This window comes from Paenibacillus athensensis, from assembly GCF_004514475.2.
Classification (GTDB): Bacteria; Bacillota; Bacilli; order Paenibacillales; family NBRC-103111; genus Paenibacillus_AL; species Paenibacillus_AL athensensis.
Map to the genome: position 1 here is coordinate 144682 of NZ_MYFO02000001.1, position 16174 is coordinate 160855.

General features: G+C 61.6%; 12 protein-coding genes. 10 read left to right on the forward strand and 2 right to left on the reverse strand.

Annotated features, from left to right (window positions below; translation table 11 throughout):
• Positions 1–101: 101 nt before the first annotated feature.
• Positions 102–680 carry a beta-class carbonic anhydrase gene (locus B5M42_RS00610; RefSeq protein ID WP_134750710.1) on the reverse strand — a complete coding sequence of 193 codons (579 nt, stop codon included), beginning with the start codon at positions 678–680 and terminating at the stop codon, positions 102–104.
• A gap of 83 nt (positions 681–763) precedes the next feature.
• Entirely contained in the window at positions 764–1093 is a 330-nt protein-coding gene (locus B5M42_RS00615) for an iron-sulfur cluster biosynthesis family protein (RefSeq protein ID WP_230632545.1), read from the reverse strand.
• A 114-nt stretch (positions 1094–1207) separates the two neighbouring features.
• On the opposite strand from B5M42_RS00615, the gene B5M42_RS00620 reads away from it, so the two are divergent.
• From B5M42_RS00620 to mutL, 10 genes are all read left to right on the forward strand, one after another.
• Positions 1208–2734, forward strand: a complete 1527-nt coding sequence (locus tag B5M42_RS00620) for a carboxypeptidase M32 (RefSeq protein WP_134750706.1) — start codon at positions 1208–1210, stop codon at positions 2732–2734.
• Positions 2735–2991: 257 nt separating this feature from the next.
• The gene (locus B5M42_RS00625; protein ID WP_134750704.1) at positions 2992–4002 is read left to right on the forward strand and encodes an ABC transporter substrate-binding protein; all 1011 of its coding nucleotides are present in this window, start codon (positions 2992–2994) and stop codon (positions 4000–4002) included.
• Between the two features lie 34 nt (positions 4003–4036).
• On the forward strand, positions 4037–4831 hold the full coding sequence (locus tag B5M42_RS00630) for an ABC transporter ATP-binding protein (protein ID WP_134750702.1): 795 nt from the start codon (positions 4037–4039) through the stop codon (positions 4829–4831).
• Positions 4821–5639: an ABC transporter permease gene (locus B5M42_RS00635; protein ID WP_230632547.1), complete on the forward strand. Its 819-nt coding sequence runs from the start codon at positions 4821–4823 to the stop codon at positions 5637–5639. The genes B5M42_RS00630 and B5M42_RS00635 overlap by 11 nt, the downstream gene beginning before the upstream one ends.
• A 262-nt stretch (positions 5640–5901) precedes the next feature.
• On the forward strand, positions 5902–6861 hold the full coding sequence (locus tag B5M42_RS00640) for an aromatic acid exporter family protein (RefSeq protein WP_134750698.1): 960 nt from the start codon (positions 5902–5904) through the stop codon (positions 6859–6861).
• A gap of 105 nt (positions 6862–6966) precedes the next feature.
• Positions 6967–7533 carry an outer spore coat protein CotE gene (locus tag B5M42_RS00645; RefSeq protein ID WP_134750696.1) on the forward strand — a complete coding sequence of 189 codons (567 nt, stop codon included), beginning with the start codon at positions 6967–6969 and terminating at the stop codon, positions 7531–7533.
• A gap of 135 nt (positions 7534–7668) precedes the next feature.
• On the forward strand, positions 7669–9324 hold the full coding sequence (locus tag B5M42_RS00650; protein ID WP_134750694.1) for a putative amidoligase domain-containing protein: 1656 nt from the start codon (positions 7669–7671) through the stop codon (positions 9322–9324).
• A 105-nt stretch (positions 9325–9429) separates the two neighbouring features.
• Entirely contained in the window at positions 9430–12390 is a 2961-nt protein-coding gene (mutS, locus tag B5M42_RS00655) for a DNA mismatch repair protein MutS (RefSeq protein ID WP_134750692.1), read from the forward strand.
• Positions 12391–12489: 99 nt separating this feature from the next.
• On the forward strand, positions 12490–13935 hold the full coding sequence (locus B5M42_RS00660) for a S41 family peptidase (protein ID WP_134750690.1): 1446 nt from the start codon (positions 12490–12492) through the stop codon (positions 13933–13935).
• Between the two features lie 3 nt (positions 13936–13938).
• Positions 13939–16173: a DNA mismatch repair endonuclease MutL gene (gene mutL / locus B5M42_RS00665; RefSeq protein ID WP_134750688.1), complete on the forward strand. Its 2235-nt coding sequence runs from the start codon at positions 13939–13941 to the stop codon at positions 16171–16173.
• Position 16174 lies beyond the last annotated feature (1 nt).

The following is a 16174-nucleotide window of genomic DNA, read 5'->3' on the forward strand; positions in this document are numbered from 1 at the left end:
TCGTTAGATGGTGTCTAACAATTGGGGGGTCGTTCAGGTGCGGGACTTCGCCGCGACGCCGCGCGCGGTCAGCTCTGGCTGCGGCCTCCCGCACAAGCGGGTTACTCGCCGCTGGTCAGATGGGCGTAGCCGTCTTCAATCATATCAAGCTTGCCGGTTTCCGGATCGATAATCAGACCGTGGACCGGCAAATTTTTCGGAAGTAAAGGATGATTGCGAATCATATTAACGCTTTTGATAATGCCTTCCTGGACTTGATTGAATCCGGTCAGCCAGCCCTCCAGATCGATGCCCGAATGGCTGAGCGTATCCAGCACGTCGCCGGAAACGCCGCGGTCCTTGGCTTTGGTCAGCACCTGCTCGGAGTTGAGCCCCGTCATGCCGCAGCCGTGGTGGCCGACAACGACAACCTCGTGCGCGCCAAGCTCATACACCGCGACGATGATGCTGCGCATAATGCTGCCGAATGGATGCGAGACGATTGCGCCGGCGTTTTTGACAATCTTCGCGTCGCCGTTGCGCAGGTTCATCGCTTTGGGCAACAGCTCGACAAGCCGCGTATCCATGCAGGTCAAAATGACCATGCGCTTGTCGGGAAATTTCGTAGTAAGAAACTGCTTGTACTGCTCCGTCTCGACAAACTGCTGATTGTGATCCAGAATTTCTGTAATTAATGACAAGGTATTCCCTCCCGTGACGTCTAATTCCGCGCCCGGCTTGTGACCGTGGAGACATCCCCCGTGGTGCGCAGACCGGCGCTTCTCTAGCGATTTTCTCTTTTGTCGACCACGCTCATACCCGCATTGTAAATCTGACCGCTACTCTTCAGTATATAAGATTTGTTCCGGTCTTGGTAGTCGATAAACAGCTTGTCTTCAAAAAAGATTTCGTCCTTGCCCCGATACACGAGCGCAAGCGGCGCGGATTCCGCCTCCAGATCCCCCGGTTCGGGCCGGTCGACCAGCCACAGCGTCGGCACGCCGTTCATGGCGCAGCCGCAGCCCTCGCTGTCGAAGACGAGCCGCAGCAGCCCCTTGCCGCCAGCCGCAGCCTGCAGCCGCTCGGCCGCCTCCGCACTGTACGTCATTTGCATCGCCATTCCCCCCTTCAACACCAGTGTACCACATCGCACGGCAAGTTGCTTCCAGGGCGGGCGAAGCGGTATGATGAGGGTTGGAGCCTAGAAATTTGTGGAAGGGGTCAACATATGAATCACACGCAAACCGACAGCCAAACCAGACTGGAAGGCTATAAGGCGATTATTCGCAAAATGAAAATGTATGAGGAAGCAGCTGCCCTCATCTACTGGGACATGCGCACCGGAGCGCCCAAAAAGGGCATCGAAGCCCGTTCGGAGGTCGTCGGCGAGCTGTCGACCGAAACCTTCCGCATGTCGGTTTCCGACGAGATGGGCGCGTATCTCGACTGGTTCACGCAGCCAGAGGAGCTGGCCAAGCTAACGCCGATTGAACGCAAGATGATTCAGGAAAGCAAAAAGGATTACGACCGCAGCAAAAAAATTCCCGCCGACAAGTATCAGGCTTATGTCGTGTTAACCTCGCAGGCCGAAGCGGCCTGGGAAGAAGCGCGCGCGCAATCCGATTACGCGGCTTTTCAGCCTTATCTGGAGAAAATTATCGCCACAACGCGCGAATTTATCGAGCTGTGGGGCTATGAAGGCAACAAATACAACACGTTGCTCGATATGTACGAGCCGGGCATGACGGTCGAGAAGCTCGACGCCGTGTTCGGCGCTTTGCGCGAGCAGGTCGTGCCGCTGCTGCAGCGGCTGCAGGCGGCTGCCGATCAGCCGGAACACGGCTTTCTCCAGCAGGATTTTGCCAAGGAGAAGCAAAAGCAGTTCAGCCTGTATATTTTGCAGCAAATGCATTACGATTTTGACGCCGGACGGCTCGACGAAACGGTCCATCCGTTTGCTACGGCGCTCAGCCGTGGCGATGTGCGGATTACGACCCGCTATTTGCCGCAGGACGTCGGCTCGGCGCTGTTCGGCACGATTCACGAAGGCGGCCACGCATTATATGAGCAGAATATCGCCAAAGAGCTGGAGGGCACCAACCTGTGCACAGGCACGTCGATGGGCATCCACGAGTCGCAATCGCGGTTCTGGGAAAATGTGATCGGCCGCAGCCCGCAGTTCTGGAGCCGCTATTTTGGCGACCTGCAGGCAGCGTTCCCCGGCCAGCTGGACGACGTTGACGCCGATGCGTTCTACCGCGCGATCAACCGCGTCGAGCCGTCGCTGATTCGTGTCGAAGCCGACGAGCTGACGTACAATCTGCACATTATGATCCGCTACGAGCTGGAGAAGGCGCTGATCAACGGCGAGCTGGAAACCGCCGACCTGCCGGCGGCGTGGAACGCCAAATACAAGGAATATCTGGGCGTTGAGCCGCAGACGGACAGCGAAGGCGTGCTGCAGGACGTTCATTGGTCCAGCGGCGCGTTCGGTTACTTCCCGTCCTACGCGCTGGGCAATATGTATGCGGCGCAAATCGCCCATACGCTGCGCAAGCAGCTGCCGGAGCTGGATGCGCTGGTCGCCCGCGGCGAGCTGGCGCCAATCAAGGAATGGCTGACGGAGAAGGTATACCGGCACGGCAAGCTGCTGACGCCGGGCGAAATCGTACTCGAAGCGACAGGCGAAGAGCTGAATCCGGCCTATCTCGTCGATTATCTGCGCAGCAAATATGAAGCCGTCTACAAGCTGTAGCGGCCCTGACCAGCAAGACGGTCCTCCGGTGAGGGCCGTTTTGCTTTTTTTTGCCTGAGAAGCTTATTTCGGGAAGCTTGTCCGGGAGGCTTTTAAAAGAAAGCCGCAGTCGCTGAAGCAACAGCAGCAGTCGGCAGGCCGCAACAAAGTCCCGGCGTACACGCGTGCCGCCCGGCTGGCCGGCTGCGTTAACCGTCCTCTGGGCTCCTGCATATAATGGCCTATCGCGAACACAATCGCGGATAGGAGGGATACGTATGAAACGAAGCACTGTCCGAACAGCGCTGCTTTTGACGGCGCTGCTGCTGCTCGCTGCGCTGCTGCCCGCTTGCTCCGGGGGCGGAGACAAGACGCGGGTGCGGATTGGCGAAGTGACGCGCTCACTGTTTTACGCGCCGCAGTATGTGGCGCTGTCGCAGGGCTTTTTTGCCGATGAGGGGCTGGATGTGGAGCTGACGACGACGCCGGGCGGCGATAAAACGATGACGGCGCTGCTCTCCGGCAGCATCGACGTGGCGCTGGTCGGCTCGGAAACGTCGATTTACGTCTACCAGCAGGGAGCGGACGATCCGGTGATCAATTTTGCCCAATTGACGCAAACCGACGGCACCTTCCTTGTGGGCCGCAAGCCCGATCCGGGCTTCGACTGGCCTACGCTCAAGGGGACGACGTTTCTCGGCCAACGCAAGGGCGGCATGCCGCAAATGGCCGGCGAATTTACGCTCAGGAAACATGGCATCGATCCGGCAGCCGACCTCAAGCTGATTCAGAACATCGATTTCGCCAACATCGCTTCAGCGTTTTCGTCCGGGACTGGCGACTACGTGCAGCTGTTCGAGCCGCAGGCGTCGATCTTCGAGAAGGAAGGCAAAGGCTTTGTGCTGGCGTCGTTTGGTGTGGAAAGCGGGCACTTGCCGTATACCGTATTTATGAGCAAAAAAAGCTACATCAACCGCAATCCCGACACGGTGCAAAAATTCACGAACGCTATCCATCGCGCCCAGCGCTGGGTCGGCGAGCATCGCGTCGAAGATATCGCGGCCGCGGTGCAGCCGTATTTCGCCGACACGGATGCGGGTATCATCCAAAGCGTCGTCAAGCGCTACAAGGAGCAGAGCTCCTATGCCGCCGATCCGATCGTTGACGAAGCGGAATGGAACAATCTGCTCGATGTGATGACGCAAGCGGGCGAGCTGAAGCAGCCGGCTGCCTGGTCGGTGCTGGTCGACAACAGCTTCGCCCGGAAGGCGCTCGCCGGCGACAAGTAAGCCGCGCCGCTTGAGCCAGGAGGAGGGGATGCAGATGAGCGCTGCTGTGGAGGTCGATTATGTCACGCATATCTATGTAACGGAAGCTTCGGCGCATACCGCGCTGGAGCGCGTCGGCTTTGCCGTGCAGCCGGGCGAGTTCGTCAGCCTGATCGGCCCGAGCGGCTGCGGCAAGACGACGCTGCTATCGATGGTTGCCGGCTTGCTGGCGCCGACGGCAGGCACGGTGGCCGTAGCCGGCGAGCCGGTGCGCGGACCTTCGCCGCGCGTCGGCTACATGCTCCAGACCGATTATTTGTTCCCGTGGCGGACGATCTGGGACAATGCCGTGATCGGGCTGGAGGTCAGCGGCCGCCGCAGTCCGCAAAGCGAGGCGTACGTGTGGCACCTGCTCGATGAGATGGGGCTGGTCCGCTACGCCCGCTACTACCCGCCGCAGCTGTCCGGCGGGATGCGCCAGCGCGTCGCCCTTGTGCGCACGCTGGCGACCGACCCCGAGCTGCTGCTGCTTGATGAGCCATTCTCGGCGCTCGACTATCAGACGAAGCTGCAGCTCGAAGAGCTGATCGTCGCCACACTGCAGGCGACGGGCAAGACGGCCCTGCTGGTGACGCACGATATCGCCGAAGCGGCCGCGATGAGCGACCGCATCCTCGTGCTGGAGCCGGGCCCGGGCCGGCTGCGCCGCGAATTCGCCGTGCCGCGCGCGGTCCGCGAGGCCGGGCCGCTGGCGGCGCGCGAGACCGCCGAATTCCACCCGCTCGTGCGCGAGCTGTGGCAGGAATTCGAAGCGATGCAGCGCAAGGGAGGCGATGCCCATGCCGGCTAACGATCCGACCGGCGAGCTGCGCGAGCGCGTCCGCGCCGAGCATCGCCGCCAGCGTCGCCGCGAAACGCGGCAGGTGCGCTTGACGCAGCTGGCAATTCTGCTGGCCGGCTTTGCGCTATGGGAGACGGCTGGCCGGCTGCGCTGGATTGACGTGCTGCTGTTCAGCTACCCGAGCAAAATTTTCGCCCTGATCGGGACGAAGCTGCTCGACGGTTCGCTGCTGCCGCACATCGGCGCGACGGTGCTGGAGACGGTGGCCGGCTTTGCGCTCGGTACGCTGCTTGGCACGGCGCTCGCTGTGCTGATCTGGTGGTCGCCGTTTCTGTCGCGCGTGCTGGATCCGTATATCGTCGTGCTCAACAGCATGCCCAAGGTGGCACTGGGGCCTTTGTTCATTGTCAGTCTCGGACCTGGACTTCTGTCGATTATCGCCACAACGCTGTCAATTACCGTGATCATCACGACGCTGGTTGTGTTCGGCGCGTTCAAGGAAGTCGACGCCAATTACGTCAAGGTCGTGCGGATGTTCGGCGGCAGCCGGAGCCAGATTTTTCGCAAGGTGATTCTGCCCGCTTCATTCCCGGCCATTGTCGCTACGCTGAAGGTCAATGTCGGGCTGGCGTGGGTCGGCGTCATTGTCGGCGAGTTTCTCGTCTCCAAGCTCGGTCTCGGCTATCTGATTGTATACGGCTTTCAGGTGTTCAACTTTACGCTCGTGCTCAGCACGCTGATCGTCATTGCCGTCGTAGCCACGCTGATGTATCAAGCCGTTGTATATATGGAAGCGAAGTTGACGCGGCGGCGCTGAACACGCCCTCCTGCACGTCTGCGCACACCTGGCAAGAAATGGGCAGTCTCAGCGGCTTCCCGCTCCAGGCGCGACTCCCGGAGCGCGGTGCCGGCTGTATGGCGGCCGTCAGACAGCGCCGCGAACGGCTTGTCGGAAGAAGCGGGCCAAGCAGCGCGTGCAGGTTAGCAAAGCGGCGCTGGCAGAGCTTGCCACCACGACGCGAACATGAAATAATGAGCCCATAGATTGCATCCTGTAAGTCAAAAGAGGGGTTGTCGCTATGGGCTTTCGCGTGCTGAAAACCGCGCTTGCGGTCGTCATATCCATTTATCTCGCCATTTGGCTTGGGCTGCATTCACCGGCATCGGCCGGCTTGCTGGCGATTCTCGGCATCGAGGTCACGAAGAAAAAGGGCGTGCGCAGCGCCTTGTTCCGCATTGCCGCTTCCCTGATCGGGCTGGCGTTCGGCTGGCTGCTTTTCGGCGTATTCGGCTACCACGTGTGGGTGATCGGGCTGTTCATCGCGCTCGTCTATCCGCTGCTCTACAGGCTTGGCATCAGCGAAGGGGCTGTGACCGGCTCGGTCGTCATGTTCCATCTATTCGTCGGCCAGACCGTAGGCCTCACCGCGATCGGCAACGAGGTGGCGCTGCTCTTGGTCGGTCTTGGCACGGCGACGCTGATCAATATTGCCTATATGCCCAAACCCGACCGCAAGCTGGTGGCGCTGAAGGAGCAAGTCGAGCACCATTTTTCCGAAATTTTTTTCCGGATCGCCGATCATTTGCGCGACAATTCAAGCATTTGGGACGGCCGCGAGCTGTTGGAGGCCGGCAGCGCAATCGAACGGGGGGCGGAGCTGGCGAAGCGGTCTATGGATAACACGCTGTTTTTCGGCGGCGATCCCTATTGGCGGGTCTATTTTTATATGAGAGGCGAACAGCTGGAGTCGATTCACCGGATGGCTGCGCTGATTGCCCAGGTGTACGAAACGTTGCCGCAGGGCGAATCGGTCGCCGAGGTACTGGAGGATCTGAGCGAGGATGTGCGTCAGGAGTACTACAGCGGCCGGGCCGAGCAGCGGCTGCGCGAGCTGGAGCTGCGTTACAGGGAGATGGCGCTGCCCGCCACGCGGGCTGAATTCGAGGTCCGTTCGGCGCTGCTCCAACTGACCCGCGAGCTGCAAATGTATTTGTCCGTCGCCAAAAAGCAAAAGAAGCAACGTCCCGAAGCAGGCTAACGTTCATCGAGCCAGCAGACGCAAATAAATCTGAGAAAGTTGTCACCCTAGACGAATGTCCTGCATACACTTGTAATGAATGATTGTATGGAGGAGGTTGAAAGGATGTCAATAGATAAAGATTTGCAGTGCAGAGAGATCATTACGAAGGCTGTCTGCGGCAAAGGTCGTAAATTTACGCACGTGAGTCACAACGTCACGCCGCCTTTTGCTCCGACCAGCATACTGGGCGCCTGGATCATCAACAACCAGTTTGAAGCGGTGCATGCAGGCGAAGGCGTAGAGGTGGTGGGTACTTATGACATCAACATCTGGTATTCGTATGACCGCAATACCAAAACGGATGTGGCCAAAGAAACGGTATCGTATGTAGAACTCGTTCCGCTCAGCTATCTGGACAAAAAACATAAGTCGGCTACGGCCGAAGTAGCCGCCATCGCCACGCAGGAGCCCAATTGTGTGGAAGCAAGCGTCTCCGCAAGCGGCGATAGCGTCGTGATTCGTGTCGAGCGTGAGTTTCAGGTCGAGATGATCGCAGAAACGAAGGTGTGCGTCGTCGTATGCCGCAACGGCTGCAACGACTTTGACGACAAGCATGTCGACTTCGACGACAGCGCGGACGGAGATTTCGAGGATCTCGACGCCGAGCTGCTGGAAGATGAACTCGATTGACCCATCGCTTCGTGATGGACCGCGGTTTCGTTTTCGATACTTTAAGTTTATGCAAAAGCCGATCGGTCGGCAGAGGGCAATCGCCCTCTTTTTTGTTTATATACGCAGATTTGGGCGAAGTGGGAGGGAACAACGATGAGCGTATTTTTGCTGCATGGCGGTGAAGCCGAGGCGCTGGAGCTGGGCCGGCGCAGCGGCGTGGCGCACGGTGCTGCGCTGCCGCCGGACTGGCGCGGCTACGCCGTCGTGCGCTGGGGCGCAGCCGGGCAGGCAGGCGGCGCCGACGAGCGCCGCAGAGCGCAAGCGGCCGGAGCCGCCGGACTGGGCGAAGCGAGCCGGTCGCAGGGCGGCGCATTCGCCGCGGATACGGGCGCGACAGCGATTGCGGCTGCGGGAGCGGCTGCAGCAGCGGCTGCGGCGAGCTCTGCGCAGCCGACGATCAGCGTCGGCGGGAGCGGCCGCGGCGCGGCGGCCCCGGCGACCGAGACCGTTTGGACGCTGCAGCCGGCGTCGGCGGTGCGGCTGGCCGCCGACCGGGGGCAGCGGGAGCCGCTGCTGGCGCTGCACGGGCTGAAAACAGCCCGCTCGCATGCCGCAGGCCGGCCGGCGTCGTACCCGTATAAATACAAGGTAGCCGTATTTCATTTGCAGACGCTGGCCGTCTTCGAGCGGGCGGAGCCCGTGCTGCTCGCCGCCGCGCGGCGGCCGGCCGGCGCGGAAGCGGCCGCGTACCGCGAGGTCGCCTTGGAACGGGCGACCTTTCATGCGCGCCGCGCCGCGCGCGAGGCCGTCAAGGCGCTCTACGCGCTCGGGCTGGACTACGGCATCGTCACCCTTGGCGTGCTGGCCGAAGGCCACACGCTGGTGCTCGATGTCGAGGCGCAGCCCCGGCGGCTTGGCGAGCGCCTGCTCGGCCTCTACGCCGAGGCGCTGGCGGCGTATGCCGCGGCTGTCCGGCGCGAGCGCCGGCGCACGGAGCGGGCGATGCTCGGCTGCGACCCTGAGTTCCTGCTGCTGAATCCGCAGGGCAAGGTCGTCTCCGCGGATCGGTTTTTCGCCCGTGAGGGCGCCGTTGGCTGCGATGCCGTCGTGCAAAGCGGGCATCGCATCCTTCTGCCGCTCGCCGAGCTGCGCCCGCGGCCGAGCGACGATCCACGCGAGCTGACGGGCAATCTGCATCGCACGATGCAGCTGGCCGCTCGCGCCATTCCCGACGACAGCCTCGCCTGGCTGTCGGGCGGCATGCCGCTCAAGGGCTTCGCCCTCGGCGGCCACATCCATTTCAGCCGCGTCCAGCTGAATGTGCATCTTTTGCGGGCGCTCGACAATTATCTCGCGCTCCCGCTGCTCTTGCTCGAGGGCGCCGGGGCACGCGGACGGCGTCCGCGCTACGGCTTCCTCGGCGACTTTCGCCGCCAGTCCCACGGCGGCTTCGAATACCGGACGCCGCCCAGCTGGCTGGCGTCGCCGGCCATCGCGCGCGGCGTGCTGACGCTCGCTTCGCTGATCGCCGACAACTACGCGCGCTTGTCCGTGTTCCCGCTGCAGCAAGCATCTGTGCAGCGGGCGTATTACGCCGGCGACAAGCAGGCGCTGCTTGGCACTGTCGATGCGCTGTGGAGCGAGCTGGCGTTGCTTGACGCCTACGAGCTGCACGCGGCGGCGCTGGCCCCGCTCAAGCGGCGCATGCTGGCGCTTGCGGCCTGGGACGAGAGCGCCGATATTCGGCCTGCTTGGAAAATAGCACCCTATCAGACGAAAGAAGCGTGCGCCCCGCAATTCGTGCTATAATGAGAGAGAAGTTTTTGCGAGCAGGCCCGCGGCGGCGGACCGATCCGGCAGCAGGCCGGAAAGCGCTGCCGCGGCGCAAGCTCCACAGGTTGACGGAGGAGAATCATGGCGCAATATACCCCGATGATGCAGCAGTACCTGGCCGTCAAGGCGCAGGTGCCTGACGCTTTTTTGTTTTTTCGCCTCGGCGATTTCTATGAAATGTTTTTCGAAGATGCGATTAACGCTTCGCGCGAGCTGGAAATTACGCTCACCGGCCGCGAGGGCGGCGCGGAGGAGCGCATTCCGATGTGCGGCGTGCCGCACCACTCGGCGGAGAATTACATTGCCCGTCTGATCGAGAAGGGCTATAAAGTCGCTTTATGCGAGCAGGTTGAGGACCCCGCCGAAGCGAAAGGCGTCGTGCGCCGGGAAATCGTGCGCATTGTGACCCCCGGAACGGTGATGGATAGCAAGCTGCTGGGCGAGACGAGCAACAATTATATCGTATCCTTGAATTACGAGAGCGGAGCTTATGCCTTTACAGCCTGCGATATTTCAACAGGCGAGCTGTACACGACCGGGCTGGGCGATTCTCTGGAGCTGGTTGTCGACGAAATGAACGTGTACATGCCGTCGGAGGTCATTGGCTCGGCCGAGCTGCTGGAGGCGATTGGGGCGCGCACGGCGGGCTGGAGCCGTACTGCGGTGCTGACACCGTGGTCGGCAGCCGACGAGGAGCTGCTGGAGGCACACTTTGCCGGCGATCCGGCGCTGCCGGAGCTTTCCGGTGTCAGCCGCCGCGGCGTGGCGCTGCTGCTCGGCTATTTGCGCGAGACGCAGAAGCGGGCGTTGACCCACGTCAAGCAAATTCGCGTTTACGAGCCGGAAATGTATATGACGATGGACCCTTTTACCCGGCGTAATCTGGAGCTGGTTGAAACCGTGCGAGAGCGGGCCAAAAAGGGCTCGCTGCTCTGGCTGCTCGACCGCACCGTGACGGCTATGGGCGCGCGTCTTTTGCGCCGCTGGATCGAAAAACCGCTGATGAGCGCGGCGCGCATCGGCGAGCGGCTGGAAGCCGTCGAGCTGCTGGTCAATCAGCTGATCGTTCGCGAGGATCTCAAGCTGGCGCTGCGCGAGGTGTACGATCTGGAGAGGCTGGTCGCGCGCATTTCCTACGGCAACGCAAACGCCCGCGATATGGTCGCGCTGATGGCGTCGCTTAGGCAGGTTCCGCTGCTGCGCGAGGCGTGCGCGTCGTCCGGTTCGGCGACACTCAAGAAGCTCGTGGCCCAGATGGACGGCTGCGAGGATGTGATGGGCTGGATCGAAGCGGCCATCGTGGACGAGCCTCCGGTATCGATACGCGATGGCGGCATGATCCGTCCGGGCTACCACGCCTATCTTGATCAGCTGCGCGAAGCGAGCACAAGCGGCAAGGTATGGATTGCCGAGCTGGAGCGCAAGGAACGCGAGGCGACCGGAATCAAGTCGCTGAAAATCGGCTATAACAAGGTGTTCGGCTATTTTATCGAGGTGACCAAGGCGAATATGGGCGCGCTGCCCGAAGGCCGCTACGAGCGCAAACAGACGCTGGCCAACGCCGAGCGTTACGTTACGCCGGAGCTGAAGGAGAAGGAAGCGCTCATTCTTGAGGCGCAGGACAAAATGATCGACTTGGAATACGAGCTGTTCACCGAGCTGCGCGAGCGGATCTCCGGCCATATTTCGCGTCTGCAAAAGCTCGCCGAAATTATCGCCACCGCCGACGTCTACCAATCGCTGGCCGCGGTGAGCGCAGCGAGCCATTTTCGCAAGCCGGAGGTTGGAGAGGGCTATGAGCTGCGGATTGAGGAAGGACGGCATCCGGTCGTTGAGGCGGTGCTGGAGGGCGGTTCGTTCATCGCTAACGATACGCGGCTGGAGCGCGAGGACGGGCGGATTTTGCTGATCACAGGTCCGAACATGGCGGGCAAAAGCACGTACATGCGCCAGGTGGCCGTCATTTGCCTGATGGCGCAAATCGGCTGCTTCGTGCCGGCGCGTGCGGCCCGCATCCCGATTATCGACCGCGTGTTCACGCGCATCGGCGCTGCCGACGATTTGATCGGCGGGCAAAGCACGTTTATGGTCGAGATGATGGACATACAAATCATGACGGAAAAAGCGACTCCGCGCAGTCTCGTCATCATCGACGAGCTCGGCCGCGGCACCTCGACGGGCGAGGGCATGGCGATTGCGCAGGCCGTCATTGAATATTTGCACGACCGCGTCGGCTGCAAGACGCTCGTATCGACGCATTTTCACGAGCTGGCGCATCTGGAGGAAAGTCTTGCGCATCTGCGCAATCATTGCATGGCCGTCAAAGAGAGCGGCAATCAGGTTACGTTTCTGCGCAAGCTGATCCGCGGAGCGGCCAGCACGAGCTACGGCATCTATTGCGCGGAAATCGCCGGCTTGCCGGACTCAATCATTCAGCGCTCGTACGAGCTGCTGCACAGCTTTGACGCCCGTCCGGCAGATCGGCCGGAGGAGCACGGCGGCGCTGCAGCGCTAGCTCAAACGGCCAGCGCGGGTGCGCGCAGGACAGACGCAGGAAGCGCGAACAGTGAGCCGCCAACTGCGACTGATGCGCTTGCGAATGCTTCGCCGGCGGGCGCAAGCAGGCCGCAGCGCGAGCCGTCGCTGCCAGAACGCGTGCTGGCGGCGTCCGCTGCGGGTACGCAGCCGCTGGTGCTGGAGCGCGGTGCGGGGCAAACGCCGGCATCGCCGGTCGCGCCCGTTGCCACGGCTGGGCCAGAAGCAGAAGCCGATTTTGCCAAGCTGCACTCGGCTACGGCTGGCGCTGAGTTAGCTTCTCCGGCGCCTGCGGACGCTTCCGGCGCTAGGGACGCCGCCGAGGCAAGCGGCTTTGTCCAACTGTCGCTGTTTGCCGACGAGCAGCAGGGCGACAAAAGCAAGCGAAAGCCGGAAGGCAAGCAGCTGCAAGTGCTCGAACAGCTCAAAAGCGCGGATTTGATCAATATGACGCCGCTAGCAGCCTTGAATCTGATCTATGAGCTCAAGCAAAAGCTGCAAGGTTAAGGCCGGCTGTGAAGCCGCGATCAGGACCACAAGCGTTCCTGGCTGCGGTTTGTGATCCGGTTTCTGTCAAGTGAAACCATTCAAGGAGGCCCCACACCGATGAAAATGAAGATGGCTTCAACAATGAAAGTGACGCTCGGGCTTGTCTCCGCGCTGCTGGCTGTTGCCCCTCTGACGGCTGCTTCTGCCGCTGTGCAGGAAGATGAAACGACGGCGCAGGTTCGCGAGCTGATCGGCACGCTGCACGTCAGCGGCGTCACAGCCGATGCCTTAAAGGGCAAGACGATTGCGGAAATGATCAAAAGCCTGAACGATCCCTATACGATGTATTTTAGCAAAAATGATTTGAGCGCTTTCCAAAGCTCGCTCGAAAACGACTTTGTCGGCATGGGCGCCCGTCTGGCGATGGATGAAACGGGCCTGTATATCGATGAGGTGTTTTCCGGCTCGGCTGCGGAAGCAGCCGGTGTCAAAGCCGATGACTATATTGTTGCCGTCGACGGGACGCCGGTAGATCCGACCTCGCTGGACTCGGCGCGCGACCGGATTCTCGGCGATGAAGGCACGCATGTGACCATCACGGTGCAGCGCGGCAACCAGAAGCTGGACCTGGACGTAACCCGCAAGCCGTTTAACGTATCGGAAGTAACGAGCAAAAGCTTCGGCAACGGCGTCGGTTATATCGCGGTCAGCGATTTTTCCAGCGATGCGGATGAGGATTTTGCCGCGGCGTTGGGGGATTTGCAAGCTCAGGGGCTGACCTCGCTGATTATCGATTTGCGCAACAATCCGGGCGGCCTGCTGCAAACGGCGCTTGGCATCGCCAAGCAGTTCGTGCCGTCGGGTACGCTGATTCATACGAAGGACCGCAACGGCGTTGACGATCCGGTTGCGATCACAAACGGACATTCGCTTGGCGTGCCGGTGTACGTGCTGGTCAATCAGAACAGCGCCAGCGCCTCCGAGGTGTTGTCCGGGGCTCTTCAGGATTACGGCGTAGCCGAGGTAATCGGCATGCGCAGCTACGGCAAGGGCAGCGTGCAGCAGATTTATGAGCTGAACGACGGCGGCGCGCTCAAGGTGACGATTGAGGAATATTTGACGCCCAAGCTGCACAAGGTGAACAAGGTCGGCATCACGCCGGATCAGGTTATTGACGGAGGCGCAGCCCAGCTGATTACGGCGCTGCACGATGCGGGCGTCGACGATCTTTCCGTCGTCATTTCCAAGCATCGGGTGACGATAAACGGTGTGGACGTGTCTGACTCTATGAGACTGCTGCGCCGCGATGGAGCCGTCTATGCCCCTACTCGCGCTCTGGCGGCGCTTGTCGGCAGCCCGGTAAGCTGGAACGAGGCGCAGCGCGCCGTTGAGCTGAAGGACGGAGACGTTGTGCGGACGATTTCGTCTGCCGATGCGGACAAGCTGATTCTTGAAGGCGGCGGCAGCTATATCAACCTGGCTTATTTGGCCGGGCTGTATCCGCAGCTGCACGTCTCGGACAACGCCGATCAAGTGACGATTCAAGCGGTAAAGGGGAAATAACGTATGGGCAAAATTCAGCTGCTGAGCGAGCATATCGCCAACCAGATCGCTGCGGGCGAGGTGGTGGAGCGGCCATCTTCCGTCGTGAAGGAGCTTGTTGAAAACGCCGTGGACGCCGGCAGCGCCCGGATCGACATCGCGGTCGAAGAGGGCGGCCTGCAGCTGATTCGCGTGGCCGATAACGGCTCGGGTATGGAGACCGAGGATTGCGAGCTGGCGTTCCAGCGGCATGCGACGAGCAAAATCGCGACCAGCAAGGATTTGTTTGCGATCCGTACGCTTGGCTTTCGCGGCGAGGCGCTGCCGAGCATCGCCTCCGTTTCCCGGCTGGAATGTGTCACAAGCGCATCCGACAGCGGTTTGGGGCGGCGTATCGTCATTGAAGGCGGCGCTTTGAAATCCGCGGAAGAGACGGCAACGCGGCGCGGTACGGAAGTTATTGTCCGCGACCTGTTTTACAATACGCCGGCCCGGTTAAAGTATATGAAGACGATTCAAACCGAGCTGGGCCATATCTCGGATTATTTATACCGGCTTGCGCTGGCGCATCCGGGTATCGCCTTTTCGCTCAAGCATAACGGCAATCTGCTGCTGCAGACGTTGGGCAACGGCGATTTGCTGCAGGTCATTGCTGCGATTTACGGCACGGCCACGGGTAAAATGATGGTTCCGGTCGCTGCCGAAAGCCTCGATTATACGATGACGGGCTTTATTGCCAAGCCGGAAATGACGCGCGCCAATCGCGCCGGCATGTCGACTGTCGTCAATGGCCGGTATGTGCGCAATTTTGCATTAAATCAAGCGATCCTGCAAGGCTACCATACGCTGCTGCCGATCAATCGCTTCCCGGTTGCGGTGCTGCACATTGCGATGGACCCGTCGCTTGTCGACGTGAACGTCCATCCGGCGAAGCTGGAGGTGCGCTTCAGCAAGGAAGCGGAGCTGACTGCGCTGATTGAAGCGGAAATCAAGCGCGCGCTCGGCCGCCAGGTGCTGATTCCGCAAGGCAAGCCAGGCGCCGCAAAGGGCGCTTACGTGCAGGAGCAGCTGGAGCTGACGCGCGTTGCCGATGCTGCGCCGGAGCTGGCTGCGGGCAGCGCTGCGGAAGCGGATCGTGCGGTGGGCGCAGGCGGTCCGGCAGGCAGCGGCTTGCGCGCCGGCGAGGCTTTGGCGGGCGCAGGCGGCCCGCTGGGCGGCGCTGCGAGCGCAGCCGCTTACGGGGCCGCAGGCGAAAGCGGCAACGGCGCGCCCGACGAGCACGGCGGAGCCGCCGGGCGGGAGCGCTCAGACGCAGCCGCTGCAGGCGGCCCGCTGGGCGCGCGCCCGAACGCCGCTTTCGCAGCGGCTGCCGAGGCTGACGGCGCAGCCGCTCCGCTGCCCGGCGACGCCGATGCGCCGCCGGAGCCGGGCGAAGCGCCGCTCGCCGCGGGCCTGCCAAGCGGCCCGCGCATCCGCGAGGCCGCGCCGTCGTATCGCCCGCAGGGCGATGCGGCCTACGCGGCCAAAGCCGCGCCGGGCGGCGCGGGCGCTTCCACCGGGAAGCAGCCCCAGCGCCAACCGGCGTACGGCGGCACGCCGTCGCAGGCGTCGAGAAAAGCGAATGAAGCTTTTCTCGACGCGCTGCCCGAGGCCGGCGGTGCGCCGAAGCTGCCGGCTTTTCCGCAGCTGGATCCGATCGGCCAGATGCACGGCACCTACATCGTCGCGCAAAACGACGCGGGCTTGTATCTGATCGATCAGCACGCCGCGCACGAACGGATTCATTATGAATATTATTACGAAAAATTCGGCAATCCGGCCGAAGCCAGCCAAGAGCTGCTCGTGCCGATTACCCTGGAATTTACGCCGTCGGAAGCGGCGGTGATCCTTGACAAGCTGGTGCTGCTGGAACAGGCCGGCGTATACATGGAAGCGTTTGGCGGCAGCACGTTTATCGTCCGCGCGCACCCGCATTGGTTCCCGGCGGGGGAAGAGCAAGCGATTGTCGAAGAGATGTGCGAATGGCTGCTCAGCGAGAAAAAAAGCGTCGAGATCGCCAAGCTGCGCGAGAAATCAGCGATTCTTTGCTCCTGCAAAGCCTCGATCAAAGCCAATCAGGCGTTGCGTACAGCCGAGATGGAGGCGTTGCTCGACCGGCTCGCGGCATGCCGTAACCCATACACCTGCCCGCACGGCCGGCCCATTGTCGTCAGCTTCTCCACCTATGAGCTGGAAAAAATGTTCAAGCGGGTGATGTAGC

Excerpts from the sequence above, each read along its gene's own strand:
- B5M42_RS00620 (WP_134750706.1), top strand. The coding sequence starts at position 1,208 with ATGAATCACACGCAAACCGACAGCCAAACCAGACTGGAAGGCTATAAG.
- B5M42_RS00635 (WP_230632547.1), top strand. The coding sequence starts at position 4,821 with ATGCCGGCTAACGATCCGACCGGCGAGCTGCGCGAGCGCGTCCGCGCC.
- B5M42_RS00660 (WP_134750690.1), top strand. The coding sequence starts at position 12,490 with ATGAAAATGAAGATGGCTTCAACAATGAAAGTGACGCTCGGGCTTGTC.
- B5M42_RS00630 (WP_134750702.1), top strand. The coding sequence starts at position 4,037 with ATGAGCGCTGCTGTGGAGGTCGATTATGTCACGCATATCTATGTAACG.
- B5M42_RS00625 (WP_134750704.1), top strand. The coding sequence starts at position 2,992 with ATGAAACGAAGCACTGTCCGAACAGCGCTGCTTTTGACGGCGCTGCTG.
- B5M42_RS00650 (WP_134750694.1), top strand. The coding sequence starts at position 7,669 with ATGAGCGTATTTTTGCTGCATGGCGGTGAAGCCGAGGCGCTGGAGCTG.
- mutL (WP_134750688.1), top strand. The coding sequence starts at position 13,939 with ATGGGCAAAATTCAGCTGCTGAGCGAGCATATCGCCAACCAGATCGCT.
- B5M42_RS00640 (WP_134750698.1), top strand. The coding sequence starts at position 5,902 with ATGGGCTTTCGCGTGCTGAAAACCGCGCTTGCGGTCGTCATATCCATT.
- mutS (WP_134750692.1), top strand. The coding sequence starts at position 9,430 with ATGGCGCAATATACCCCGATGATGCAGCAGTACCTGGCCGTCAAGGCG.
- B5M42_RS00645 (WP_134750696.1), top strand. The coding sequence starts at position 6,967 with ATGTCAATAGATAAAGATTTGCAGTGCAGAGAGATCATTACGAAGGCT.
- B5M42_RS00615 (WP_230632545.1), bottom strand. The coding sequence starts at position 1,093 with ATGCAAATGACGTACAGTGCGGAGGCGGCCGAGCGGCTGCAGGCTGCG.